Consider the following 24,784-nt stretch of genomic DNA (forward strand, 5'->3'; position numbering starts at 1 on the left):
CGCCTAAGGACCCCCCTGCCCCGCACATGCGGCACACGCCCGATGTGGCCGCACCCCCTGGGACACGACAGTGGAGGCATCGCAGGAAGCGATGCCGACACCGCGAAGAACCAGGGAGCACCCCATGTTCGAGTACGAACTCCACCGCATGAACCACGCCCGGCTCGTCCGCGAGGCCGCCGCTCAGCGGCTCAGCCACGAGGCCGCCGAGACGGCCGGCTCCGCCCGCGGGCCGCGCCGCCTCGGCCGCCGCGGCGGCAGCCGAGCCGCCGCCGCGGAGGGGCGGGTGGAAGACGGCGCACGCGGCCGCTTCGTCCGGGCCGCGTGACCCCCGTACGGGCGAGGCCATGGACGGCTGTGCGATGCTCGGCGCCGTGGAGACCAGGTCAGTCAGTCCCGTGTTCGTCGGCCGCGCCGGCGAACTCACCGCCCTCACCGAGGCGCTCTCCCGCGCGACCGCGGGAGAGCCCCAGGCCCTGCTCATCGGGGGCGAGGCGGGAGTCGGCAAGACCCGGCTCATCGAGGAGTTCCTCGACACGGCCTGCGCCCGGGGCGCCGTCGTCGCGCTCGGCGGCTGCGTCGAACTCGGCGCCGACGGACTGCCCTTCGCCCCCTTCGCCACCGCACTCCGCTCACTGCGCCGGCGCCTCCCCGAGGAACTCGCCGCCGCCGCCGACGGCCAGCAGGCGGAACTCGCCCGGCTCCTGCCCGAACTGGGCGACCCCGGCAGCCACGAGTCCCCCGGCGAGGACTCCACCGCCCGCCTCTTCGAACTGACCGTACGGCTCCTGGAACGGCTCGCCGCCGACCGCACCATCGTGCTCGTCCTGGAGGACCTGCACTGGGCCGACGCCTCCACCCGGCACCTCCTCACCTATCTGCTCCGCACCCTGCGCCGCGGCCGCATCGTGGTCGTCGCCAGCTACCGCGCCGACGACATCCATCGCCGCCACCCGCTCCGCCCCCTCCTCGCCGAACTCGACCGGCTCCGCACCATCCGCCGCATCGAACTCGCCCGCTTCACCCGCACCGAGGTCCACCGCCAGCTCACCGGCATCCTCGCCGCCGAGCCCGACCCCGCCCTCGTCGAGGAGGTCTTCGAACGCTCCGACGGCAACGCCTTCTTCGTCGAGGAGCTCGTCGTCTCCCACGAGGCCGGCTGCGCCGTCGGCCAGCTCAGCGACTCCCTGCGCGACCTCCTGCTCGTCCGGGTCGAGACGCTCCCCGAGGACGCCCAGCGGGTCGCCCGGATCGTCGCCGAGGGCGGCTCCACCGTCGAGTACGGACTCCTCGCCGCCGTCGCCCGGCTCACCGAGGACGACCTCATCGAGGCCCTGCGGGCCGCCGTCGGCGCCAACCTCCTGCTCGCCGTCCCCGACGGCGACGGCTACCGCTTCCGCCACTCCCTGGTCCGCGAGGCCGTCAGCGACGACCTGCTCCCCGGCGAACGCTCCCGCCTCAACCGGCGCTACGCCGAGGCCCTGGAGGCCGACCCCGGCCTGGTCCGGGCCGACGAGCGCGCCAACCGCCTGGCCACGTACTGGTACCACGCGCACGACCCCGCCAAGGCCCTGCCCGCCGTCCTCGGCGCCTCCGTCGCCACCCGCAAGCGCCATGCCTACGCCGAGCAGCTCCGCCTCCTCGAACGGGCCATGGAACTCTGGGAGGACGCCCCCGCCGAGATCCGCGGCTCGCTCCGGCCGATGGACTACGCCGAGGCCTACCCGGCCTGCGGCTGCGACCCCGAGACCGCCGCCCTCAGCTACCTCGACCTGCTCGCCGAGGCCGCCGTCGCCGCCCGGCTCAGCGGCGACCGCGAACGCGCCCTGAAGATCTGCCGGACCGCGCTCCGCGTCCTCGACGACGCCGAGCCGGGCGATCCCCTGCGCGCCGCCTGGTTCTGGACCGAACGGGCCCGCCTCCAGTCCAACCTCGGCCGCGGGGACGGCTGGGAGGAGATCGCCCGCGCCCAGGAACTCGTCAAGGGCCTCCCGCCGTCCGCCGTGCACGCCGTGGTCCTCGTCGGCGCCGCCGGCTGGGGCATGCTCCGCAACCCCGGACCCGACGCCCTCATCGCCGCCGAACGCGCCGTCGAGTACGCCCGGCTCGTCAACGCCGAGTCGATCGAACTCAACGCCCGGCTCACCCTCGGCACCCTCATGACCGCCGCCGGCGACGTCGAGGCCGGTCTCGCCGAGATGCACGCGGTACGGGAACGCACCGCGGCCCTCGGCCAGTTCACCGAGACCGCCCGCGCCCACATCAACATCGCCTCCGCCCTCGAATCCCTCGGCCGCTCGGCCGAGGCCGTCGAACTGGCCGACACCGGCATCCGCGTCGCCCGCTCCTACGGACTCGTCGACAGCGTCGGCTGGGTCGAGTCCAACCGTGCCGAGTCCCTCTTCTCCCTGGGCGGCTGGGACGAGGCCGGCGAGACCGCCACCCGGCTGGTCCGCTCGGCCACCAGCAGCAAGCCCCGCGGCTCCGCCTCCCTCCGCCTCGCCCAGCTCGCCGTCGCCCGCGGCGAACTCGACGCGGCCCGCGGCCACCTCTGCGACGCCCGCGCCGCCTACGGCTGCGACACGATCCCGCAGTACGTCCTGCCGATGGCCCAGGTCGAGATCGCCGTCGCGGCGGCCGAGGGACGCGTCGAGGACGTCCGGGCCCGGCTGGCCGCCGCCGTGGCGGCGGGCTTCCCGCCCAGCACCCACCGCTACGGCTGGCCCCTCGTCCTCACCGCCGTCACGGCCGAGGCCGACAGCAGGGGTCTGCCCGCCGCCGACGAGGGCCGCGCCGAGGCGCTCGCCGTCGTCCGCCGCTGCGTCCGCGCCCTGGCCACCCCGGCTCCCGTCTGGGAGGCGTACTCCCGGCAGGTCTCCGAGGAGATCGCCCGTGCCGAGGGCCGCGAGACGGCGGCCCGCTGGGCCGAGGTCGTCGCCGCCTTCGAGCCGCTCGCCCGCCCGCACCAGCTGGCCCGCGCCCGCCACCGTCTCGCCGACGCGCTGCTCGTCGAGGGCGGCCGCCGCGAGGAGGCCACGGCCCTGCTCCGGGAGGCCCACGCGACCGCGGTCCGCCTCGGCGCCCGCCCGCTCCGCGAGGACGTGGAACTCCTCGCGGCCCGCGCCCGTCTCTCCCTCGCCGAGGAGAAGCGGGCCCCGGCCCCCGCGGAGCCGGGGGACGGCACCTTCGGCCTGACCCCCCGGGAGCAGGACGTCCTGCGTCTCGTCGCGGCCGGCCGCACCAACCGCCAGATCGCCGAGGAACTCTTCATCTCGCCCAAGACGGCGAGCGTGCACGTCTCCCACATCCTGGCCAAGCTCGGCGTCTCCGGCCGGGGCGAGGCCGCCGCCTTGGCCCACCGTCTCCACCTCCTCACCACGCCCCTCTGACGTCCTCCGTCCACCACCGGCCGCGGCCGGTCGCCGGCGCCCCTCAGCTCACCTCCAGCCGCAGGATCCTGTCGTCGCCGGGACCGGGGGTGCCCCGGCCGTCGGTCTCGTTCGTCACCAGCCAGAGCCGCCCGCCACCCCCGGCGAGGACCGTGCGCAGGCGGCCGTACTCCTCGGTGAGGAACGCCTGGGGCTCGCCCGCGCGCTCCGCCCCGGAGAGCGGGATCCGCCACAGCCGCTGCCCCCTGAGCCCGGCCATCCAGATCGCTCCCCGCGCGTACGCGATCCCGCTCGGGGAGGCCTCCGAGGTCGGCCACTGGGCCACCGGGTCCACGAACCCGGCCTTGCCCGCCTGCCCCTCGGCCTCCGGCCAGCCGTAGTTCTTCCCGGGCTCGACCAGGTTCAGCTCGTCCCAGGTGTTCTGCCCGAACTCGGCCGCCCACAGCCGGCCCGCGTCGTCCCAGGCGATCCCCTGCACGTTGCGGTGTCCGTACGAATAGACCACCGAGCCGGGGACGGGGTTCCCGGGGGCGGGCTCGCCCTCCGGCGTCATCCGCAGGATCTTCCCGCCGAGCGACTCCCGGTCCTGGGCCAGACCGGTCCGCCCGGTCTCGCCGGTCCCCGCGTACAGCATCCGGTCCGGCCCGAACGCGATCCGCCCGCCGTTGTGCACGGCACCCTTCGGGATGCCGGTCAGCACCGGCTCGGGCGCGCCGAGGCGGTCGCCGTCCCCGCCGCCGTACCGCATACGCACGATGCGGTTGTCGGACGCGGCGGTCAGATACGCGTACACCCAGTCGTCCCGCACGGCCAGGCCCAGCAGGCCGCCCTCGCCGTCCGGTACCACCCCGGGCACCTCGCCGAGCGAGGTCTTCGCCCCGGTCCGCCCGTCGACCCGGGTGATCGTCCGCTCGTCCCGCGAGGAGACCAGCAGATCACCGTCCGGCAGCTCCGCGAGCCCCCAGGGCGACCTGAGCCCCTCGGTGAGCGTGCCCGTCACCGCCACCCGCCCGCCCGCGCTCGCGGGCGGACCGGACGTCGCCGGTGCGGACGCCGAGGCCGATGTCGAGGCCGACGCCGACGTCGGCGGAGCCGACCCCGGCCGATCCTCCGTACTCCCCGGGGAGCAGCCCGCCACCAGGACCAGCACGGCGGCGCCCCACAGGGCCTTCACCACTACAGGACGGCTCATGGCACGGTCCCCTTCGACGAGTCGAGCGGAATCCCTTCCACCCTTGATACACCGCTCGACGCGATCAGGTTCCCGATGCGACGGCGCGATCCGCGCCGAGGTCAGTCCCAGGACCCCCGGGCCGCCGGAAGCGCCGCGATCTCCGCCAGGTCGGCCTCCGTCAGCCGCAGCCCGGCCGCCCGGGCGTTCTCCACGGCCCAGGACTCCCGCTTCGTGCCCGGCACCGGCACGACGTGCCGCCCCCGGCCCAGCACCCAGGCGAGCGCCACCTGCGCCGGGGTGACCTCCGGGCCGTGCCGCGCGGCCACCCGCCGCAGTCCCGCCACCAGGGGCTGGTTCGCCGCCATCATCTCCGCCGTGAACCGCGGATGCCGGGCCCGCGGGTCGTCCGGTTCGAAGCCGCCGCCCGGGGTCAGCGTCCCGGTCAGGAAGCCGTTCCCCAGCGGCATCGCGGCCAGGAAGCCGACCCCGCGCGCCACGCACCACGGCAGCAGCCGCGTCAGTGCCTCCTGCGACCACACCGACAGCTCCGCCTGCACCGCCGCCACCGGGAACACCTGCTGGATCCGCTCCAGTTGGTGGATCGTTCCCTCGTACCCGTCGCGGCTGAGCCCGGTCGCACGCCGGCGGGCCGAGCGGCTGCCGACGGCGCAGAGCCCGAGCGCCCGCACCTTGCCGGCCGAGACCAGCTCGGCCATCGCGCCCCAGGTCTCCTCGACCGGCACCTCGGGGTCCGCGCGATGCAGTTGATACAGGTCGATCACATCGGTCTGGAGGCGCCGCAGCGAGGCGTCGCAGGCCCGACGGACGTACCCCGGCCTGCCGTTGGCGACCACGTGCCGAAGCTCGCCGCCGTCGCCGACGAGCAGTCCGCACTTCGTCGAGACGAAGGCCTCCGCCCGTCGCTCCTTCAACACCCGCCCCACCAAAAGCTCGTTGGTGAACGGGCCGTACATGTCGGCGGTGTCGAGCAGGCTCACCCCGGCGTCCAGTGCCGCGTGCACGGTCCGCAGCGAGCGGTCCCCCCGCTGTTCCGAACGGCTGTACGCCCAGTTCATCGGCATGCACCCCAGGCCGATCGCACCCACGTCGAGCGCCGCCGCCCCGATAGTCCTGCGCTCCACCTGCCGGTACCCCTCCCTGTGCCGTCCCCCAAAGTAACCAATGGCGCACGGGATTCTTCGCATAGCCTCCCGGTCATGAGATGCGAGAACACCACCGCTGACGTGTGGCTTCCGATTCCCGCGGACGAGATCGACGATCTCCCCGAGCCGGGCGCGTCGGGCCTGAACTACCGCTTCTGGGACGGCGGACCGGACTTCCCGGCCGACCCGGCGCGCTGCGCCTTCTACGTCGTGCCGTACATGAAGGGCTCCGAGATCGCCGTACGGCCGATGGCCGCGATGACCTCGCTGCGGGTCGTGCAGACCCTGTCCGCGGGCATCGACCACGTCACCCCGGGCCTCGACGCGCTGCCCGCGGGCGTCGCCGTCTGCAACGCCAAGGGCGTCCACGAGGCCAGCACCGCCGAACTCACGCTCGCCCTGATCCTGGCCTCGCTGCGCGGCATCCCCGGCTTCGTGCGCGGCCAGGACGCCGAGCAGTGGCGGGCCGGCTTCTACCCGGCCCTGGCCGACAAGTCGGTCCTGATCGTCGGGTACGGATCGATCGGCGCCGCCATCGAGGACCGGCTCGCGCCCTTCGAGTGCGCGCGGGTGGCGCGCGTCGCACGCTCCGCACGCACCACAGCGGGCGGCGAGATCCACGCCCTGACGGAGCTGCCGGCGCTCCTCCCCGAGGCCGACGTCGTCGTGCTCTCCACCCCGCTCACGCCCGCGACCAGGCATCTCGTCGACGCCGGGTTCCTCGGCCGGATGAAGGACGGGGCGCTCCTGGTGAACGTGGCCCGCGGGCCCGTCGTCGACACCGCGGCCCTGCTCAAGGAGGTCGAGAGCGGCAGGATCACCGCGGCACTCGATGTCACCGACCCGGAACCGCTGCCGGCCGGGCATCCCCTGTGGCACGCTCCCGGTGTCCTGATCAGCCCGCACGTCGGAGGTTCCACCTCGGCCTTCATGCCGCGGGCGAAGCGACTCGTCGCGGCGCAGCTGCGGAGGTTCGCGGCGGGCGAGCAGCCGGTCAACACGCTGCTCACCACCGGCTGAACGGCCGCGCTGGGCCGCCCGGGTGGCGCCCGCCTCCGACACGCCTCACCTGCCGGACTCCCGGTAGTCACGGAGAGTACTGCGACCCTGTCCCTGAGTGACCGTCCTGGTGTATCGTCCCGGAGCGGGGGGACTGCGTCGAGTACGGGCTGACGCTGGGGAGCGAAGTGACGGGTCATCAGATTCCGAGGGGGGCGACGGGTGAAGCACGGCCGAAGGTCCGGCGATCCGACGCGGCGACGCCGCCGGCGGCGGGCCTTCCGGACCTCGCAGCCGGCCTCGCGTGTGCGGTGCCGGACCAGGCCGCGCCGCACCGTGAGCCCCGAGCGCCCGAGCCGCAGGACACCGACACCGGTCCGGCGGCCCTCGCGCACGCCGGGCCGGGAGCCGGAGCGCGGACCGGACCGGACCGCCCGGCCGGGCCCGGCGGGTCGCCATCGGCCGCGGGGGCCGGCGTCCCCGCGGCCGATGGCGACTCCACGCCGCCCGGCGCCCCCGGTGCCGCCGGCGAGGTCAGGGCCCCCGGTGCCGCCGGCGGCGTCGGCGCGACCGGTGCCGTCGGTGTCCCCCGAGCAGCCGGCGCCGTCGGGGCCGCCGCGCTGGAGCCGGCCGTCGTGCGGCGGGCCGTCGCCCCTGTGGTCAGGGCGCCGGGCGCCCCGCCGGAGCGGGCCGTCCCGGTCGTACGGGACCCCGCAGGCCCCCACGACTGCGACGGGCACGCTCCCGGTGGCGCCGACGAGCCGCCGGCGCGGCCGCACGACGCGGCCGGGTGCGGCGGCCCGGCTCCGGAGGGACCGGTGAGCGCCCCCGGGGCGGTCCTCGACCGGCGACCCGCCGGCACCGGCGCCGAGCCCGGCCAGCCGGACCCCGACCGCCCCCGTCTCGGATCGCTCTTCGCCCAGATCGGGCTCGTGCTGATCTGCGCGGGCTACACGACCGGCGCCTCGCTCGGCTGGGGATCGCCCGGGCTCGCCCTCTTCATGGGCGACTTCGGACTCAGCGCCGCCGCCCTCACCGCCGCGGTCTCCTGCTTCCTCTACGGGCGCACGCACCGGGGCAGCGCCCGCCCCGCCTGGCTGCTCTTCGCGTTCTCCTCGTTCATGGCCTCCGTGGGCAATGCCGTCTGGGGGTGGTACGAGGTCGTGCTCCGCACGGAGGTGCCGGACTCCTCCGTCGCCGACCTCTGCTTCTTACTCTTCGCCCCGCCGGCCATCGTCGGCCTCCTCGTCCTCGCCAAGAAACCCGTCACCCGGGCCGGCTGGGTCTGCCTCGCGCTCGACGCCTGGCTCATCGGGGGCTCGCTCCTCACGCTGTCCTGGAGCCTCGCCCTCGCCCGCACCGCCCACTTCCAGAACGAGCCGGTGTCCCAGGCGGCACTGTCCCTCGCGTATCCGCTGCTCGACATCGTCCTCGTGAGCATGGTCCTGGTCCTGCACTTCCGGCGCTCCCAGGCGAACCGGTCGGCGACCAACACCGCCATCGCGGCCCTCGCCCTGACGGTGCTGTGCGACGCGCTGTTCACCTCGCCGCTGCTGCGCGAGAACTACGCCTCGGGGCAGCTGCTCGACGCCGGCTGGTTCGCCGGCTCCCTGCTGCTCGCCTACGCGCCCTGGGGGGTGCGCCGCCTCCCGGACACCGCCGTCACCGTGCGCGGGCAGCGGCTGCACAGCCGCCCGGTCGCCGGCTCGCTCGCCGCGCTCACGCCGTACCTCGCCGCCGCGGTCTGCACCCTCGGCATCCTGTACAACGTCGTGGAGGGGCGCCGGGTCGACCGGGTCGTCGTCCTCACCGGCTGCACGGTGGTCCTCGCCCTCGTCGTACGGCAGGGCATCATGCTCCTCGACAACATCGCCCTGACCCAGGAACTGGCGCAGAAGGAGAACCACTTCAGGTCGCTCGTGCAGGGCTCCAGCGACGTCATCATGATCGCCGCGCCGAACGGGATCCTCCGCTACGTCAGCCCCGCGGCCACCGGGGTGTACGGACGGGACGCCGAGGAGCTGGTCGGCTCCGAGCTCGCCTCGCTCATCCACCCCGAGGACCTCGGCGCCGTCGTGCACGAGGTGCGGCGCTTCCTCGCCGCCTCACCCGCCAAGGAGCCCACCACCCGCATCGAGTGCCGCTTCCGGTCCGGCCGGGGCGACTGGCTGAACGTCGAGTCCACGGTCAACCGGCACCAGGGCGGACTGATCTTCAACAGCCGGGACGTCACCGAACGCGTCCGGCTCCAGGCCCAGTTGCAGCACAACGCCGAGCACGACCCGCTCACCGACCTGCCCAACCGGGCGCTGTTCACCCGGCGGGTCCGGCAGGCCCTCGGCGGCCGCCGCGCCTCCGACGTGGGCACCGCCGTGCTCTTCATCGACCTCGACGGCTTCAAGGGCGTCAACGACCGCCTCGGCCACCAGGCCGGCGACGACCTCCTCGTCCAGGCCGCCCGCCGCCTCCACGACTCCGTCCGGGCCGGCGACACGGCCGCCCGGCTCGGCGGCGACGAGTTCGCCGCCCTCATCCTCGGCGACGGCGGCCACGACCCGGCGGCCCGCCGGCAGCAGGTCCAGGAGATCGCCGACCGGCTCCGCCTCACCCTCTCCCGCCCCTACCGCGTCGACGGGGGCACCGAGGCGCGGGTCGCCGCCTCCATCGGCGTGGCCTTCGCCGAGCCCGGCATCGACGCCGGCGCCCTCCTGCGCAACGCCGACCTGGCCATGTACCGCGCCAAGGCGGCGGGCAAGGACCGCGTCGAGCTCTACGCCCCCCAGATGCAGGCCGAGGTGGTCCGCCGGACCGAGCTCGCCGCCCGGCTGCGGACCGCCCTGCACGACGGCGAGTTCGCCCTGCTCCACCAGCCCGTCGTCGACCTCTCCACCGGCCGGATCGCCGCCGTCAGCGCCCAGGCGCGCTGGCGCTCGGCCCAGGGCATCCTCTTCACCCCCGCCCAGTACCTCCGGGTCACCGACGACGGCGAGCGCACCGCCGAGCTCGGCCGCTGGCTGCTGGAGGAGGCCGTGGAGCAGGCCGCCGAGCGGGCCGGAATCGGCCACCGCGTCCCCGTCTCCATCCGGATCTCCGCCCGCCGCCTCATGGACCGCTCCCTGCCGCTCGGCTCGGTCGAGGGCCTGCTCACCCGGCACGGACTGGCGTCCGGCTCGCTGATCGTCGAACTCGCCGACAGCGACCCCCGGATCCCGCTCGACGACCTGGAGCAGCGCCTGATCGCCCTGCGCCGCCTCGGGGTGCGGATCGCGCTCGACGGATTCGGCAGCGGACATGTGGCGATCAACGCCCTCCGCCGGCTCCCCGTCGACATACTGAAACTGGACCGCGGCCTCGTCGAGGGCGTCGTGGAGTCGCCCCGCCTCCGCAAGATCACCCGCGGCGTGCTCCGCATCGCCGACGAGCTCGGCATCCGGACCGTCGCCGAGGGCGTCGACGTACCGGAGCAGGTCGTCGCCCTGCGCGCGATGGGCTGCAGCCACGCCCAGGGCATGGCCTTCTCGGGCCCGCTCGACGAGTACCGGCTGCGCAGGGCGCTGGTGCGGGACGAGTACCCGCTGCCCGGAGCGGTCCCCGTACGGGCCGGAAACCGTCCCCCGTTCCGCTCAAATAATGAGACGCCCGTCCCACCCACTTGACAGTGGCGAGGGCTGAGAGGGAGGGTCATTGCCATGCGCACCCGAATTCTCGTACTTGGAAAGCGCGTCGGCTGAAGCAGGGCCCCGGTAGGCCCCGCTTGAAACGCACCCGACGCGCTCCCCTCGCTTGCCTCACGGCACGAGGGGTTTTTTGTTGCACTGGCTCACCCCCAAGCCGTCCCAAACCCTCGTAAAACCCTCTGCTTCGAGAAGAGATGCTGATGACCGACCAGGCCACCGGGCACCATCCGCAGCCGCGGCCCCGTAGCGGCGCTCAGGCCACCCCCGCCGTCGAGCACGTCACGGGCGCGCAGTCCCTCATCCGCTCTCTCGAAGAGGTGGGCGCGGACACCATCTTCGGTCTCCCCGGTGGCTGCATCCTCCCGGCCTACGACCCGCTGATGGACTCGAAGAAGGTCCGCCACATCCTGGTCCGCCACGAGCAGGGCGCGGGCCACGCGGCCACCGGCTACGCCCAGGCCACCGGCAAGGTCGGCGTCTGCATGGCGACCTCGGGACCGGGCGCGACCAACCTGGTCACCCCGATCGCCGACGCGCACATGGACTCGGTGCCGCTGGTCGCGATCACCGGCCAGGTCGCCTCGAAGGCGATCGGCACGGACGCCTTCCAGGAGGCGGACATCTGCGGCATCACGATGCCGATCACCAAGCACAACTTCCTGGTCACCAGGGCCGAGGACATCCCGAAGACGATCGCCGAGGCCTTCCACATCGCCTCCACCGGCCGCCCCGGCCCGGTCCTGGTCGACATCGCCAAGGACGCCCTCCAGGCGAAGACCACCTTCAGCTGGCCGCCGCAGACCGACCTGCCCGGCTACCGCCCGGTCACCAAGCCGCACGCCAAGCAGATCCGGGAGGCCGCCAAGCTGATCAGCGCGGCCAAGCGCCCCGTGCTGTACGTCGGCGGCGGCGTCATCAAGGCCGGCGCCACCGCCGAGCTGAAGATCCTCGCCGAGCTGACCGGCGCCCCGGTCACCACCACCCTGATGGCGCTCGGCGCCTTCCCCGACAGCCACCCGCTGCACGTCGGCATGCCCGGCATGCACGGCGCCGTCACCGCCGTCACCGCGCTGCAGAAGGCCGACCTGATCGTCGCCCTCGGCGCCCGCTTCGACGACCGCGTCACCGGCAAGCTCGACAGCTTCGCCCCGTACGCCAAGATCGTCCACGCGGACATCGACCCGGCCGAGATCGGCAAGAACCGTACCGCCGACGTCCCGATCGTCGGTGACGCCCGCGAGGTCATCGCCGACCTGGTCCAGGCCGTCCAGGCGGAGCACAGCGACGGCAACAAGGGCGACTACACCGCCTGGTGGAGCGACCTGAACCGCTGGCGCGAGACCTACCCGCTCGGCTACGACATGCCGGACGACGGCAGCCTCTCCCCGCAGCAGGTCATCCAGCGCATCGGCGAGCTCACCCCCGACGACACGATCTTCGCCGCGGGCGTCGGCCAGCACCAGATGTGGGCCGCCCACTTCATCGAGTACCAGCGCCCGGCCACCTGGCTGAACTCGGGCGGCCTGGGCACGATGGGGTACGCGGTGCCCGCCGCGATGGGAGCCAAGGCCGGCATGCCCGACCGCCCGGTCTGGGCGATCGACGGCGACGGCTGCTTCCAGATGACCAACCAGGAACTCACCACCTGCGCCCTGAACAACATCCCGATCAAGGTCGCCATCATCAACAACGGCGCCCTCGGGATGGTCCGCCAGTGGCAGACCCTCTTCTACAACCAGCGCTACTCGAACACCGTCCTGCACTCCGGTCCGGACGACGTCCAGGCGAACAAGGGCACCCGCGTCCCCGACTTCGTCAAGCTGTCCGAGGCCATGGGCTGTGTCGCCCTGCGCTGTGAGGACCCGGCCGACCTGGACAAGGTCATCGCCGAGGCCAACGCGATCAACGACCGTCCCGTCGTCATCGACTTCATCGTCCACGAGGACGCCCAGGTCTGGCCGATGGTCGCCGCCGGCACCTCGAACGACGAGGTCATGGCCGCCCGGGGCGTCCGCCCCGACTTCGGCGACGGCGAAGACGACTGAAGCGCGGAACGAAGCAGAGCGAACAGGAAGAGACCCAGACCATGTCCACCAAGCACACGCTCTCCGTTCTCGTCGAGAACACGCCCGGCATCCTCGCCCGGATCGCCGCCCTGTTCTCGCGCCGCGGCTTCAACATCGACTCCCTCGCCGTCGGCGTCACCGAGCACCCCGACATCTCCCGCATCACCATCGTGGTCAGTGTCGAGGACCTGCCCCTGGAGCAGGTGACCAAGCAGCTCAACAAGCTGGTCAACGTCCTGAAGATCGTCGAACTCGAGCCCAGCGCTGCGATCCAGCGCGAGCTCGTCCTGGTGAAGGTCCGCGCCGACAACGAGACCCGCTCCCAGATCGTCGAGATCGTGCAGCTGTTCCGCGCCAAGACCGTGGACGTCTCGCCCGAGGCGGTCACCATCGAGGCCACCGGATCGAGTGACAAGCTCGAGGCCATGCTGAAGATGCTGGAGCAGTTCGGCATCAAGGAGCTGGTGCAGTCCGGCACGATCGCCATAGGGCGTGGTTCCCGGTCCATCACGGACCGGTCCCTCCGGGCCCTCGACCGCAGCGCCTGAGGTCCGACGCCGCAGAGTCGTCGGAGGTCGACCGGCGGTCCACCCGCCGGTCCGACTGACGAGACCCGAAAACCTTCCTCCCGCTCCCCGCCGTACGGTGGGACGCAACACCAGCACTTCAAGGAGATACCCAGTGGCCGAGCTGTTCTACGACGACGACGCCGACCTGTCCATCATCCAGGGCCGCAAGGTCGCGGTGATCGGATACGGCAGCCAGGGCCACGCCCACGCGCTGTCGCTCCGTGACTCCGGTGTCGACGTCCGCGTCGGTCTGCAGGAGGGGTCGAAGTCCAAGGCCAAGGCCGAGGAGCAGGGCCTGCGCGTGGTTTCCGTCGCCGAGGCGGCCGCCGAGGCCGACCTCATCATGATCCTGACCCCGGACCCGATCCAGGCCCAGGTCTACGAGGAGTCCATCAAGGACAACCTGAAGGAGGGCGACGCGCTCTTCTTCGGCCACGGCCTGAACGTCCGCTACGGCTTCATCAAGGTGCCCGAGGGCATCGACGTCGCCCTGGTCGCCCCGAAGGGCCCGGGTCACCTGGTCCGCCGTCAGTACGAGGAGGGCCGCGGCGTCCCGTGCATCGCGGCCGTCGAGCAGGACGCGACCGGCAACGCCTTCGCGCTGGCGCTCTCGTACGCCAAGGGCATCGGCGGCACCCGCGCCGGCGTCATCAAGACGACCTTCACCGAGGAGACCGAGACCGACCTCTTCGGCGAGCAGGCCGTCCTCTGCGGTGGCACCGCGGCGCTGGTCAAGGCGGGCTTCGAGACCCTGACCGAGGCCGGCTACCAGCCGGAGATCGCCTACTTCGAGTGCCTGCACGAGCTGAAGCTCATCGTCGACCTCATGTACGAGGGCGGCCTGGAGAAGATGCGCTGGTCGGTCTCCGAGACCGCCGAGTGGGGCGACTACGTCACCGGCCCGCGGATCATCACCGACGCCACCAAGGCCGAGATGAAGAAGGTCCTCGCGGAGATCCAGGACGGCACCTTCGCCAAGGAGTGGATGGCCGAGTACCACGGCGGCCTGAAGAAGTACAACGAGTACAAGTCCCAGGACGAGAACCACCTCCTGGAGACCACCGGCAAGGAGCTGCGGAAGCTCATGAGCTGGGTGAACGACGAGAAGGCGTAAGCCTTCCCGGGCTGGGGGTCCCCCCACGCCCCCCGGGGCGTGGGGGAGGGTCGGACAGCTGTCCGACCCCTGTCCGCATCGTTGGACACGCCGTCCAACCACGGACGGGTGATCCTTCCAACGAGGCGCATGAACGGCGCCCCCGCACCACTACACTGCTCAACAACATTCGCGTTCAGGCCCACAGCGTCGTGCGCTTTCACGCGGCAAGCCCCCTCCACCGCCTGCGGCCGTCGGGACGGCCGTCCGCACTGGATCTGTGAGGACTCACGTGAGCTCGAAACCCGTCGTACTCATCGCTGAAGAGCTGTCGCCCGCCACCGTCGACGCCCTGGGCCCGGACTTCGAGATCCGGCACTGCAACGGCGCGGACCGCGCCGAACTGCTGCCCGCCATCGCCGACGTGGACGCCATCCTGGTCCGTTCCGCGACCAAGGTCGACGCCGAGGCCCTCGCCGTCGCGAAGAAGCTGCGCGTCGTCGCCCGCGCCGGTGTCGGTCTGGACAACGTCGACGTCTCCGCCGCCACCAAGGCCGGCGTGATGGTCGTCAACGCCCCGACGTCGAACATCGTCACCGCCGCCGAGCTGGCCTGCGGTCTGCTGGTCGCCACCGCGCGCAACATCCCGCAGGCCAACACCGCGCTGAAGAACGGCGAGTGGAAGCGCTCCAAGTACACGGGCGTCGAGCTGAGCGAGAAGACCCTCGGTGTCGTCGGCCTCGGCCGCATCGGCGTCCTGGTCGCCCAGCGCATGTCGGCCTTCGGCATGAAGATCGTCGCGTACGACCCCTACGTGCAGCCCGCCCGCGCCGCCCAGATGGGGGTGAAGCTGCTGGCCCTGGACGAGCTCCTGGAGGTCGCCGACTTCATCACCGTCCACCTGCCGAAGACGCCCGAGACCCTCGGTCTCATCGGCGACGAGGCGCTGCACAAGGTCAAGCCCTCCGTCCGGATCGTCAACGCCGCGCGCGGCGGGATCGTCGACGAGGCCGCGCTGTACTCGGCGCTCAAGGAGGGCCGCGTCGCCGGCGCCGGCCTCGACGTGTACGCGAAGGAGCCCTGCACGGACTCCCCGCTGTTCGAGCTCGACCAGGTCGTCTGCACCCCGCACCTCGGCGCGTCCACGGACGAGGCCCAGGAGAAGGCCGGCATCGCCGTCGCCCGCTCGGTGCGCCTGGCGCTCGCCGGTGAGCTCGTGCCGGACGCGGTCAACGTCCAGGGCGGTGTCATCGCCGAGGACGTCAAGCCCGGGCTGCCGCTCGCCGAGAAGCTCGGCCGCATCTTCACCGCCCTCGCGGGCGAGGTCGCGGCCCGCCTCGACGTCGAGGTGTACGGCGAGATCACCCAGCACGACGTGAAGGTGCTCGAACTCTCCGCGCTCAAGGGCGTGTTCGAGGACGTGGTCGACGAGACCGTGTCGTACGTGAACGCCCCGCTGTTCGCGCAGGAGCGCGGTGTCGAGGTGCGCCTGACGACCAGCTCCGAGTCGCCCGACCACCGCAACGTGGTCACCGTCCGCGGCACCCTCTCCAACGGCGAGGAGGTCTCGGTCTCCGGCACCCTCGCCGGCCCCAAGCACCTGCAGAAGATCGTCGCGGTCGGCGAGTACGACGTGGACCTGGCGCTCGCCGACCACATGGTCGTCCTGCGCTACGAGGACCGTCCGGGTGTCGTCGGCACCGTCGGCCGGATCCTCGGCCAGGCCGGTCTGAACATCGCGGGCATGCAGGTGGCGCGCGCCGAGGAGGGCGGCGAGGCGCTCGTCGTCCTGACCGTGGACGACACCGTCCCGGCCACGGTGCTCACGGAGATCTCGGCCGAGATCGGCGCGGCCTCGGCCCGCTCGGTCAACCTGATCTGAGGCTCCACCCCGCACGACCCGGTACCCGGCCGATAGACGCTCGTCTTACACAGGTGTCTATCGGCCGGGTACAGTGCTGTCATGGGACACAAGGAAGACCTGCTCGAAGGCGCCAAGCGCTGCCTCCTGGAGAAGGGGTACGGGCGGACCACGGCCCGTGACATCGTCGCCGCCTCCGGCACCAACCTGGCCTCCATCGGCTACCACTACGGCTCCAAGGACGCCCTGCTCCAGCAGGCCTTCCTCGCGGTCACCGAGGAGTGGGGCGAGGCGGTCGGGCCCGGGGGCGGCGAGGAGAAGCGGGAGCTGCCGGCCGACCCGTACCGGCGCTTCCACGCCGTCTGGGAGCAGGTCATCGCCGCGGCCGGGGCCAGCCGCCCCCTCTGGAGGCTCCAGACCGAGGTCGTCACCCGGCTCGACGACGACGAGAAGCTCCGCGAGGCCATCAAGGAGCCCCAGCGGGAGGGCCGGCTCGGCATGGCCGAGGGGATGCTCGGCATCGACCCGGAGGCGGAGCCGGAGAAGGCCCGGGTGGCCGGACTCCTCTGCCAGGCCCTCGCCACCGGGGTCATGATCCAGTGGATGGTGGACCCGGAGTCGGCGCCGACCGCCGACGACCTCACCGAGGGACTCAAGGTCCTGATGGGGGAGTGACGGGCCGGGCTCAGCGCCACGGGATGTGGCGCCAGGGGCTGCCCTCGTGCGCCGTCAGGGTGCGGTGGGCGGCCACGTTGCCCTCGTGGAAGCAGCCGTACTCCTCCCCGTCGAACCGCAGCACCCTCCCCAGCGCGTACCCCGCCGAGTACTCCTCCCAGGACGCGTACGCCGACCGGGCCAGCGCCCCCGCGTGGACGATCGCCTGCTCGGCCTCCGGGGGCGCGCAGAAGCGGGCCGACAGGCCCCAGCGCGCCAGGTTCACCGCCCGCCCGTAGTCGTAGGCGACCGTCCGGCGGACCCTGCCGTCCGGTGCGAGCAGTCCCTCCGCGCGGAACCGGGCCTCGTAGCGCACGATCCGGCGCACCAGCTCCTCGATGCCCCGCACCGCCGCCGGGCCCGCGCCCAGGTCCTGGGCGTGCCCCGCTGCCGTCTCGCGCCACGCGTCGGGCGTGGGCACCGCACCGCGCGCGTGCCGCAGCTCCTCACGGACCCGGAGGGCGAAGTCCGGCTCCGGCGGGCTGTTGCGCCCGTCGAGGAGCGCGTCGAGCTCCTTCCGCCAGCCCTCGCGCCCGGTCACGCCCCAGGCCTCGCGGAGCGAGTCGAGTTCCTGGGTGTATCCGCTGTAGACCGAGCCGACGTCGTTCCACGGCACGCCGTTGCGGAAGGCCAGATGGGCGCCGCACGCCAGGCCGAAGGCCAGCGGCCCGTGGAGAGGGCCGTGGCGCAGGGCCGCGAACCGGTCGCCCGCCGCCCGCTCCCGCTCGCTGTACGCGCGCAGCCATCCCGCGCGGTGCTCGGGCGTGGTGGGCAGCAGCAGCTCCGCGGGGGTGCCGTGGTCGACGGCGAGGAGCAACCGCGGGTCGCGCCAGGGGAACTCGGCGACCCACCGGAGGGTCACCGCGTGGAACACCAGGTCCGGATGCCAGGGCGGGAGCATCCCGCGCGTGAGGATCTCCCGGACGAGAAGGCCCTTCGCCGTCTGCCGGGGCGGCCAGTGGACGTCGTCCGGGGCGGCGTCCACCGCGGCCCGGGGTGCGGCGATGAACAGCTCGGCGTCGGCGAGGGCCCGGATCTGGCCCGGGAAGTCGCCGCGGAGGGACGCTTCCTGGAGCCGCTGCTCGGTCTCGGACGGCGGGATCCAGGAGGCGGCCCGCAGTGCGGGCGTGCGGCGGGAGCTCATGACCACGGGATGTTCCGGTAGGGGCTGGAAGGGTCCTGGGTGAGGGCGCGATGGAGGGCGAGGGACTCCCGGTACATGGGCTCGGGATCCCCCTCGTCGAAGTGGATCAGCCGGGCGAGCAGATAGCCGAGCGAGAACTCCTCCCAGGAGCGGTACGCCCGCCGCGCGGGTTCGAGGACCCTCAGGACGGACTCCTCGGCCTCCCCCGGGTCGCAGTAGCGCGCGCCCAAAGCGAGGCGTACGACGTTCACGGCCCGGCCGTGGTCGAAGGCGGCGAGGGTGTCGACCCGGCCGTCCGGCGGCAGGAGGCCGTCGGCGCGGAACCGTTCCTCGTAGTGGGTGATCCGCCGCAGGAACTCCGCGGCCTCGGCCCGGTCCTCGCCGTGGCCGTCGTCCCGCTCGAACGCGGCGGCGACCGCCGCGGCCCACTCCTCGCCGGACGGGGTGGTGCCCAGCCGGGTGGTGAGGGTGCGCCGGATGCCCAGGACGGACTCGGGGATCCGGCCGACCAGCCGGGTGGCGATCAGGATCCGCAGTTTCTCCCGGAAGTCCGCCCGGTGGTGGACGGCCCAGGGGCGGCGCAGCCGGGAGACGTCGGTGGGGTAGTCCTCGTACTGGGCGCCGAGGCCGTTCCACACCAGGCCGTTGAGGACGGCGAGGTGCGCGCCGAGCGCGAGCGCGTGCGCGACCGGGCCGTGCAGGGGGCCGCCGGCGTGGGTGAGCAGGCGGACCCGGGGCGGGCCGCCGCCCCGGTCGCTCGCCTCCCGCCAGGCGCGCCGGTCCCCGGACCGGGCCGGGAGGGCCGCCTCGCACGGGGTGTCGGGGTTGACCGCGAGCCACCACCGGTCGTTCGGCCAGGCGGCGGCGAGCCTGCCGAGGGTGGTCTGCTGGAACACCCAGTCCGGGTGCCACGGCGGCAGCATGCCCTCGGTCAGCACCGGGACGACGGTGCGCCGGGCGGATCTGTCGCGCCGGGAGAGAAGGGGAGGGACGTGGTCGGGGACGTCGGCCTGCGCCCGCGCCTGGAGGACGTAGAGGCGGGTCCGTCCGAGGACGTCCAGGACCGCGGCCCGGTCGTCGCGTTCCCCCGCCTCGTACAGCAGTCGCTCGGTGTGCGTCGGCGGTGCCCAGTTCCCCGTGGTCATGGGGGAGATCCTATAAACCGACCAAGCAGGGACGGTGGGGCGGCTGTTCGGCCCTGGCGGGCGGTTGCGGGGACCCGGCCGCCCTCAGAGCCGGGCCGACTTGAGGGACATGTGGAGCAGCAGGCGGTCCTCGCCGTCGTCCAGGTCCAGGCCGGTGAGCTGCTCGACCCGGGACAGCCGGTAGTAGAGGGTCTGCCGGTGGATGCCCAGCGCGGCCGCCGTGCGTCCCGCCTGGCCCGCGTTGTCGAGGAACACCTCGGCGGTGCGGGCCAGGCGGGACGCACGGCGGCCGCGCTGGGCATCCACCGGCAGACCCTCTACTACCGGCTGTCCCGGGTCGAGCAGCTCACCGGCCTGGACCTGGACGACGGCGAGGACCGCCTGCTGCGTTCCGTTCCACACACCGGGGGAGTTCGCCGGCGGCTGCTCCGCGAGGATCTGGCGGGCGTACGCCACGTTGAAGCGCCAGAAGTCGACGAGCTCGCACGGGGTGTCGATCTCGGCCTGCTGGGCGGTCTTCGACTGGCCGAGCATCGTGGACGCGGCCAGCGTCTCGCGCCACGGGCCGGCGAGCAGCTCGGCGGCGCGCAGGATGATCGCGGCACGGTCGTCGAAGGACATCGCGCGCCAGGCCGGGGCCGCGGCGAACTCGCGCGAGAGGTCGGCGTCCGCGCGCTCCTCGTCGGCGAGCAGGTCGCCGATGCGGGTGGCCACCTCCATGGCGGCCTCCAGCCGGGCGGGCGGGGGGCCGGGCTCGGCGTCGAGCAGCCAGACGTATCCCAGGACGACACCCCGATGGCGTACCGGCAGGCAGATGCGGTCCCGGAACACCCCGGCGTCCGGGGCGGCCGGGATGCGGACCGGGCCGGTCGCCCGGGTGATGCCGAAGCCCTCGAACCAGGCGCGGACCGCCGGGGTCGACTTCCGGGTCAGGATCGACCGGGTCCGGACGGGGTCCATCGCGCTGTCGTCGTCGCTGTCGTGGGCGCCGAAGGCGATCAGACCGAAATCGCGGTTCTCCAGCGTCGCGGGTGCGCCCAGGAGCGCGGAGATCTCGTCCACCAGTTCTTGGTAATCGCCCTTCACAGCGCCATTCTCGCACCCTCTCAGACATATGTATGAGATGCGGCCCACGGATGCGTGACAGCTGTAGATGGCGGACGATCGGAGCGGTCCCTAGGTTTCACGGTGGTTCTTCGTGCTGTTCCCGGATTCTTCGCAAAGACCGGGTACGGCCCCCTTCGTCACCCTGTCCTTCTGGAGGTCCCCGTGCTGGGTCCCGTGATCCTCGCCGCGTCGCGCAGCGACAAGATGCGCCGTTTCGTGTCGGCCGCCCCCGGGACCAAGCAGGTCGTCGCCCGCTTCATCGCCGGTCAGACGGTCGAGGACGTCGTCCCGATCGTCCAGGAGCTGAGCGACCGCGGCCTGGAGGTCACCCTCGACGTCGTCGGTGAGGACATCACCACCGTCGAGCAGTCGCACGCCGCCCGTGACGCGTACCTGGAGCTCATCGGGCGTCTGAAGGAGCTGGGTCTCGGCGAGCGCGCCGAGATGTCCGTCAAGCTCTCGATGTTCGGCCAGTCGCTGGAGAACGGCCACGAGCTGGCCCTCGCGAACGTCCGCCCGGTCGTCGCGGCCGCCGCCGAGATCGGCACCACGGTCACGCTGGACGCCGAGGACCACACGACCCTCGACTCGATGTTCGCGATCCACGAGGAGCTGCGGAAGGACCACCCGCAGACCGGCTGCGTCATCCAGGCCTACCTCTTCCGCACCGAGGACGACGCCCGCCGCCTCGCCGCGAACGGCTCCCGCGTCCGGATCGTGAAGGGCGCCTACAAGGAGCCCGCCTCCGTCGCCATCCAGGACAAGCCCGGCATCGACAAGGCGTACGTCCGGATCATGAAGATCCTGATGGACGGCGAGGGCTACCCGATGATCGGCTCCCACGACCCGCGCCTGATCTCCATCGGCCAGGAGCTCGCCCGCCGCGCCGGGCGCAAGCTGGACGAGTACGAGTTCCAGATGCTGTACGGCATCCGCAGCGAGGAGCAGCACCGCCTCGCGGCCGAGGGCCACCGGATGCGTGTCTACACCGCGTACGGCACCGACTGGTACGGCTACTTCATGCGGCGCCTCGCGGAGAAGCCGGCCAACCTCCTCTTCTTCGTCCGCTCCATCCTCACCAAGGGCTGAGCCCCCCACCCCTCACAAGGAGTTACGCGACTCATGGACGCTGTCACCCAGGTCCCCGCTCCGGTCAACGAGCCGGTGCACAGCTACGCCCCCGGTTCCCCCGAGCGCGCCCGGCTGGAGGTCAAGCTCAAGGAGCTGGCCGAGAACCCGCGCGAGCTGCCGATGACCATCGGCGGCGAGAAGCGCCTCGGCGGCGGCGAGGAGTTCAAGGTCGTCCAGCCGCACAACCACCAGGCCGTCATCGGCACCTTCCGCGGCGCCACCGCGCAGGACGCCCAGGACGCGATCGACGCGGCCCTGGCCGCGGCCCCGGCCTGGCGCGCGATGTCCTTCGACGACCGTGCCGCGATCATCCTGCGCGCCGCCGAGCTGCTCGCCGGCCCGTGGCGCGAGACGCTGGCCGCGTCCACGATGCTCGGCCAGTCGAAGACCGCCCAGCAGGCCGAGATCGACACCCCGTGCGAGCTCGTCGACTTCTGGCGCTTCAACGTGGCGTACGCCCGCCAGATCCTCGCGGAGCAGCCGCCGGCGAACTCCCCCGGTGTGTGGAACCGTCTGGACCACCGCCCGCTGGAGGGCTTCGTCTACGCGATCACGCCGTTCAACTTCACGGCCATCGCGGGCAACCTGCCCACCGCCCCCGCCCTCATGGGCAACGTGGTGGTCTGGAAGCCGTCCCCGACGCAGACCCACTCCGCCGTGCTCCTCATGGAGCTCCTGGAGGAGGCCGGCCTGCCGAAGGGCGTCATCAACCTGGTGACCGGCGACGGCATCGCCGTCTCCGAGGTGGCCCTGAACCACCGCGACCTGGCCGGCATCCACTTCACCGGCTCGACCAGGACCTTCCAGCACCTGTGGAAGACGGTCGGCACCAACATCGAGAAGTACCGCTCGTACCCGCGGATCGTCGGCGAGACCGGCGGCAAGGACTTCGTCGTCGCGCACCCCAGCGCCGACCGCGCCATCCTCAAGACCGCGCTGACCCGCGGCTCCTTCGAGTTCCAGGGCCAGAAGTGCTCCGCGTCCTCGCGTGCGTACGTCCCCGCGTCGATCTGGAACGACGGCTTCAAGGAGGAGTTCGCGGCCGAGGTCGACGGCATCACCATGGGTGACGTCACCGACCTGTCGAACTTCATCGGCGCCGTCATCGACGAGCGCTCGTTCGCCAAGAACAAGGCCGCGATCGACCGCGCCGCGGCCGACCCGACCTGCACGATCATCGCCGGCGGCACGTACGACGACTCGGTGGGCTACTTCGTCCGCCCGACCGTCATCGCGTGCACCGACCCGGAGAACGAGGTCTTCAAGGCCGAGTACTTCGGTCCGATCCTGGCGATCCACGTGTACGACGACAGCGCCGCCGACGGGTACGACGCGATGCTGACCCAGATGGAGTCGGTCTCGGACTACGCCCTCACCGGCTCGGTCATCTCCGGCGACCGCGCGGCCACCGCGTACACGATGGAGAAGCTCCGCTTCGCCGCGGGCAACTTCTACATCAACGACAAGTCGACCGGCGCCGTCGTCGGCCAGCAGCCCTTCGGCGGCGGCCGCGCGTCGGGCACCAACGACAAGGCGGGCGCCCCGCAGAACCTGATGCGCTGGACGCTGACCCGCGCCATCAAGGAGACCCTGGTCCCGCCGACCGAGTACGACTACCCCCACATGGGCTGACCCCCCGGCCTCCCCGGAGGCCGGGGGGTCAGCCCATGTGGGGGTAGTCGTACTCGGTCGGCGGGACCAGGGTCTCCTTGATGGGGCGGTTCTCATTCGGGGGGCTTAGGCTGCTGGGAGGGGGATCGGCGAGGAGGTGCGACATGCCCGGTTCGACGACACTCGGCCCTGGGCACGGGGTCGACGCGGTCGAGCATCTCGACGCGTTGCGGATGATGTCCCTGGTGAAGCGGCTCCACGGGCTGCTCACCGCGTCGGGGTCCGACCGGATCACGGACGCGCAGGCCGCCGCCCTCAGTGGGGGCGAGGCCTCCTCCCGGGAGGAGCTCGCCGGGTGGCTGGAGCGGGTCGGCCGCGATCTGGAGCGGGCTACGGCCTGAGGTCGGCGCGCCGCGCGAGGAAGTCCCCGATCAGTTCCGCGATCGCCGGCGCGTGGGTCTCCAGGGCGAAGTGGCCCGTGGGCAGCAGGTGGATCTCGGCGTCCGGCAGGTCCCGGCGGAAGGCCTCGGCCCCGGCCGGGACGAAGATCTCGTCGCCCTCGCCCCAGACCGCCAGCAGCGGGACCCGGCTGGTGCGGAGGTACTCCTGGAAGGCCGGGTACAGCGCGACGTTGGAGCCGTAGTCGGCGATCAGACCGAGCTGGATGTCGTCCTGCCCCTCGCGGGCCATCAGCGCGGCGTCGTGGTGCCAGGCGTCCGGGCTCAGCAGGTCCCGGTACGCGGCCGGCACCCCCGTCTCGTACTGCCACCGGATGCCGTCGGGGGAGCGGAGGGCGCGCACCGGCGCCTCCGTCTCCGGGGTGCGCTCCTCGATCAGGGCGAAGACCGGCGCCCAGGCCTCGGCGCCGAGGCCCTCCTCGTACGCGTTGCCGTTCTGCGTGACGATCGCCGTGATCCGCTCCGGGTGGGCCAGGGCGAGGCGCAGGCCGATGGGGGAGCCGTAGTCCTGGACGTAGAGCGCGAACCGCTCCAGCCCCAGGGCCTCGGTGAACTCCGAAGTGAGCTCGGCCAGTTCGGCGAAGGTGTACGAGAAGTCGGCCGCGTCGGGCGCCGCGCTGCGGCCGAAGCCCAGGTGGTCGGGGGCGATCAGACGGTAGCGGTCGGCGAGCAGCGGGATCAGGTCGCGGAACATGTGCGAGCTGGTCGGGAAGCCGTGCAGCAGGAGGAGGACGGGCGCGTCGGCCGGACCGGCCTCCCGGTAGGCGATCTCGTGGCCCCGGACCGTGGCCGTGCAGTGGTGGACGGACAGGACGGCGTTCGTCATCTCTAACCCCTTGTGTGCGTGACAGTGGTTATGGGTCGACTCAAGCAGGCCTCAACTAACCTGTCAATGTCGCTTTAAGGGTTAGAGAGGGGCGGGGGAGGGTGTGGGAGCCTGTTCGCATGACCGTGAGGACCGCGCCCACCCACGAACTCGGGGCCGACCGGCTCCGCTCCGTACGCGCGTTGCTCGACGACGCCTTCGGTGAGGACTTCTCCGACGACGACTGGGACCACTGCCTCGGCGGGGTCCACGCCTGGATCGAGGACGCGCACGGCATCGCCGCCCACGGCGCCGTCGTCCTGCGCCGGGCCCGCCACCGCGGGCGCTCCCACCGCGTCGGCTACGTCGAGGGCGTCGCCGTCCGGGCCGACCTCCGGCGGCGGGGACTCGGCGGCGCCGTCATGGCCGCACTGGAGCGGGTCATCGACGGGACGCACGCCTTCGGGGCCCTTGGTGCCTCGGACGACGGAGCCGGGCTCTACCGGGCGCGCGGCTGGCAGGTCTGGGAGGGGCGCATCGAGGCCATGAGCCCCGAGGGGATCGTCCGGCTCCCCGAGGAGGAGGGGTGCGTCCTGCTGCGCCCGGCCGCCGGCCTGGGGCTGCCCGATCCGGCCGCCGCGCTCGTCTTCGACTGGCGCGACGGCGACGTGATGTGAG

Annotated in this window: 19 protein-coding genes and 2 pseudogenes; 14 read left to right on the top strand and 7 right to left on the bottom strand. The window is 72.7% G+C overall.

Annotated elements, in window-relative coordinates:
* Window positions 1-124 precede the first annotated feature (124 nt).
* Window positions 125-328: a hypothetical protein gene (locus EAO70_RS32075; protein ID WP_148006294.1), complete on the top strand. Its 204-nt coding sequence runs from the start codon at window positions 125-127 to the stop codon at window positions 326-328.
* A gap of 19 nt (window positions 329-347) precedes the next feature.
* The gene (locus EAO70_RS32080; protein WP_261993143.1) at window positions 348-3,389 is read left to right on the top strand and encodes a helix-turn-helix transcriptional regulator; all 3,042 of its coding nucleotides are present in this window, start codon (window positions 348-350) and stop codon (window positions 3,387-3,389) included.
* Between the two features lie 43 nt (window positions 3,390-3,432).
* On the opposite strand, the gene EAO70_RS32085 is transcribed toward EAO70_RS32080, so the two are convergent.
* Both EAO70_RS32085 and EAO70_RS32090 read right to left on the bottom strand, forming a co-directional pair.
* Complete coding sequence (locus EAO70_RS32085; RefSeq protein WP_148006295.1) at window positions 3,433-4,581, bottom strand: PQQ-dependent sugar dehydrogenase; 1,149 nt, start codon at window positions 4,579-4,581, stop codon at window positions 3,433-3,435.
* Window positions 4,582-4,682: 101 nt separating this feature from the next.
* A complete protein-coding gene (locus tag EAO70_RS32090; protein WP_148006296.1) occupies window positions 4,683-5,705 on the bottom strand; it encodes an aldo/keto reductase in 1,023 nt (340 codons plus the stop codon).
* Between the two features lie 75 nt (window positions 5,706-5,780).
* On the opposite strand from EAO70_RS32090, the gene EAO70_RS32095 reads away from it, so the two are divergent.
* The 7 genes from EAO70_RS32095 (at window position 5,781) to EAO70_RS32125 (ending at window position 16,666) form a co-directional block, all read left to right on the top strand.
* A complete protein-coding gene (locus EAO70_RS32095; RefSeq protein ID WP_187284120.1) occupies window positions 5,781-6,746 on the top strand; it encodes a 2-hydroxyacid dehydrogenase in 966 nt (321 codons plus the stop codon).
* 797 nt (window positions 6,747-7,543) lie between these two features.
* Window positions 7,544-10,381, top strand: coding sequence for a putative bifunctional diguanylate cyclase/phosphodiesterase (locus EAO70_RS32100; protein ID WP_148006636.1), 2,838 nt, complete (start codon window positions 7,544-7,546; stop codon window positions 10,379-10,381).
* A 215-nt stretch (window positions 10,382-10,596) separates the two neighbouring features.
* Entirely contained in the window at window positions 10,597-12,447 is a 1,851-nt protein-coding gene (locus EAO70_RS32105) for an acetolactate synthase large subunit (RefSeq protein ID WP_148006297.1), read from the top strand.
* 41 nt (window positions 12,448-12,488) lie between these two features.
* Entirely contained in the window at window positions 12,489-13,016 is a 528-nt protein-coding gene (gene ilvN, locus EAO70_RS32110; protein WP_148006298.1) for an acetolactate synthase small subunit, read from the top strand.
* 133 nt (window positions 13,017-13,149) lie between these two features.
* Entirely contained in the window at window positions 13,150-14,151 is a 1,002-nt protein-coding gene (gene ilvC / locus EAO70_RS32115; RefSeq protein ID WP_148006299.1) for a ketol-acid reductoisomerase, read from the top strand.
* Window positions 14,152-14,422: 271 nt separating this feature from the next.
* Window positions 14,423-16,012, top strand: coding sequence for a phosphoglycerate dehydrogenase (gene serA / locus EAO70_RS32120; RefSeq protein ID WP_148006300.1), 1,590 nt, complete (start codon window positions 14,423-14,425; stop codon window positions 16,010-16,012).
* A gap of 81 nt (window positions 16,013-16,093) precedes the next feature.
* Window positions 16,094-16,666, top strand: a complete 573-nt coding sequence (locus EAO70_RS32125; RefSeq protein ID WP_148006301.1) for a TetR/AcrR family transcriptional regulator — start codon at window positions 16,094-16,096, stop codon at window positions 16,664-16,666.
* A 10-nt stretch (window positions 16,667-16,676) separates the two neighbouring features.
* Here the strand turns inward: EAO70_RS32125 and EAO70_RS32130 are convergent, their stop codons facing one another.
* The 3 genes from EAO70_RS32130 to EAO70_RS32140 form a co-directional block, all read right to left on the bottom strand.
* Complete coding sequence (locus EAO70_RS32130; protein WP_148006302.1) at window positions 16,677-17,849, bottom strand: DUF1266 domain-containing protein; 1,173 nt, start codon at window positions 17,847-17,849, stop codon at window positions 16,677-16,679.
* Entirely contained in the window at window positions 17,846-18,994 is a 1,149-nt protein-coding gene (locus tag EAO70_RS32135; RefSeq protein WP_148006303.1) for a DUF1266 domain-containing protein, read from the bottom strand. The genes EAO70_RS32130 and EAO70_RS32135 overlap by 4 nt, the downstream gene beginning before the upstream one ends.
* Before the next feature lie 84 nt (window positions 18,995-19,078).
* Window positions 19,079-19,249 carry a helix-turn-helix domain-containing protein gene (locus tag EAO70_RS32140; protein WP_261993169.1) on the bottom strand — a complete coding sequence of 57 codons (171 nt, stop codon included), beginning with the start codon at window positions 19,247-19,249 and terminating at the stop codon, window positions 19,079-19,081.
* On the opposite strand from EAO70_RS32140, the pseudogene EAO70_RS39730 reads away from it, so the two are divergent.
* Window positions 19,193-19,318, top strand: a pseudogene (locus EAO70_RS39730) (hypothetical protein); the annotation flags it as partial. The gene EAO70_RS32140 and the pseudogene EAO70_RS39730 overlap by 57 nt on opposite strands.
* A 102-nt stretch (window positions 19,319-19,420) precedes the next feature.
* Here EAO70_RS39730 and EAO70_RS40130 read toward each other — a convergent pair.
* A pseudogene (locus EAO70_RS40130) lies at window positions 19,421-19,954 on the bottom strand (aldehyde dehydrogenase family protein); the annotation flags it as partial.
* A 309-nt stretch (window positions 19,955-20,263) separates the two neighbouring features.
* Here EAO70_RS40130 and EAO70_RS32155 point away from each other — a divergent pair.
* From EAO70_RS32155 to EAO70_RS32165, 3 genes are all read left to right on the top strand, one after another.
* The gene (locus EAO70_RS32155; protein ID WP_148006304.1) at window positions 20,264-21,190 is read left to right on the top strand and encodes a proline dehydrogenase family protein; all 927 of its coding nucleotides are present in this window, start codon (window positions 20,264-20,266) and stop codon (window positions 21,188-21,190) included.
* A 33-nt stretch (window positions 21,191-21,223) separates the two neighbouring features.
* On the top strand, window positions 21,224-22,864 hold the full coding sequence (gene pruA, locus EAO70_RS32160) for an L-glutamate gamma-semialdehyde dehydrogenase (RefSeq protein ID WP_148006305.1): 1,641 nt from the start codon (window positions 21,224-21,226) through the stop codon (window positions 22,862-22,864).
* Window positions 22,865-23,007: 143 nt separating this feature from the next.
* Entirely contained in the window at window positions 23,008-23,244 is a 237-nt protein-coding gene (locus EAO70_RS32165; RefSeq protein WP_148006306.1) for a hypothetical protein, read from the top strand.
* On the opposite strand, the gene EAO70_RS32170 is transcribed toward EAO70_RS32165, so the two are convergent.
* Window positions 23,234-24,127: an alpha/beta fold hydrolase gene (locus EAO70_RS32170; protein ID WP_148006307.1), complete on the bottom strand. Its 894-nt coding sequence runs from the start codon at window positions 24,125-24,127 to the stop codon at window positions 23,234-23,236. The two genes, EAO70_RS32165 and EAO70_RS32170, sit on opposite strands and share 11 nt — an antisense overlap.
* Before the next feature lie 119 nt (window positions 24,128-24,246).
* Between EAO70_RS32170 and EAO70_RS32175 the strand changes: the two genes are divergently transcribed.
* Entirely contained in the window at window positions 24,247-24,783 is a 537-nt protein-coding gene (locus tag EAO70_RS32175) for a GNAT family N-acetyltransferase (RefSeq protein WP_148006308.1), read from the top strand.
* Window position 24,784 lies beyond the last annotated feature (1 nt).

Origin of the sequence: Streptomyces sp. adm13(2018), from assembly GCF_008042145.1 — a bacterium.
Classification (GTDB): Bacteria; Actinomycetota; Actinomycetes; order Streptomycetales; family Streptomycetaceae; genus Streptomyces.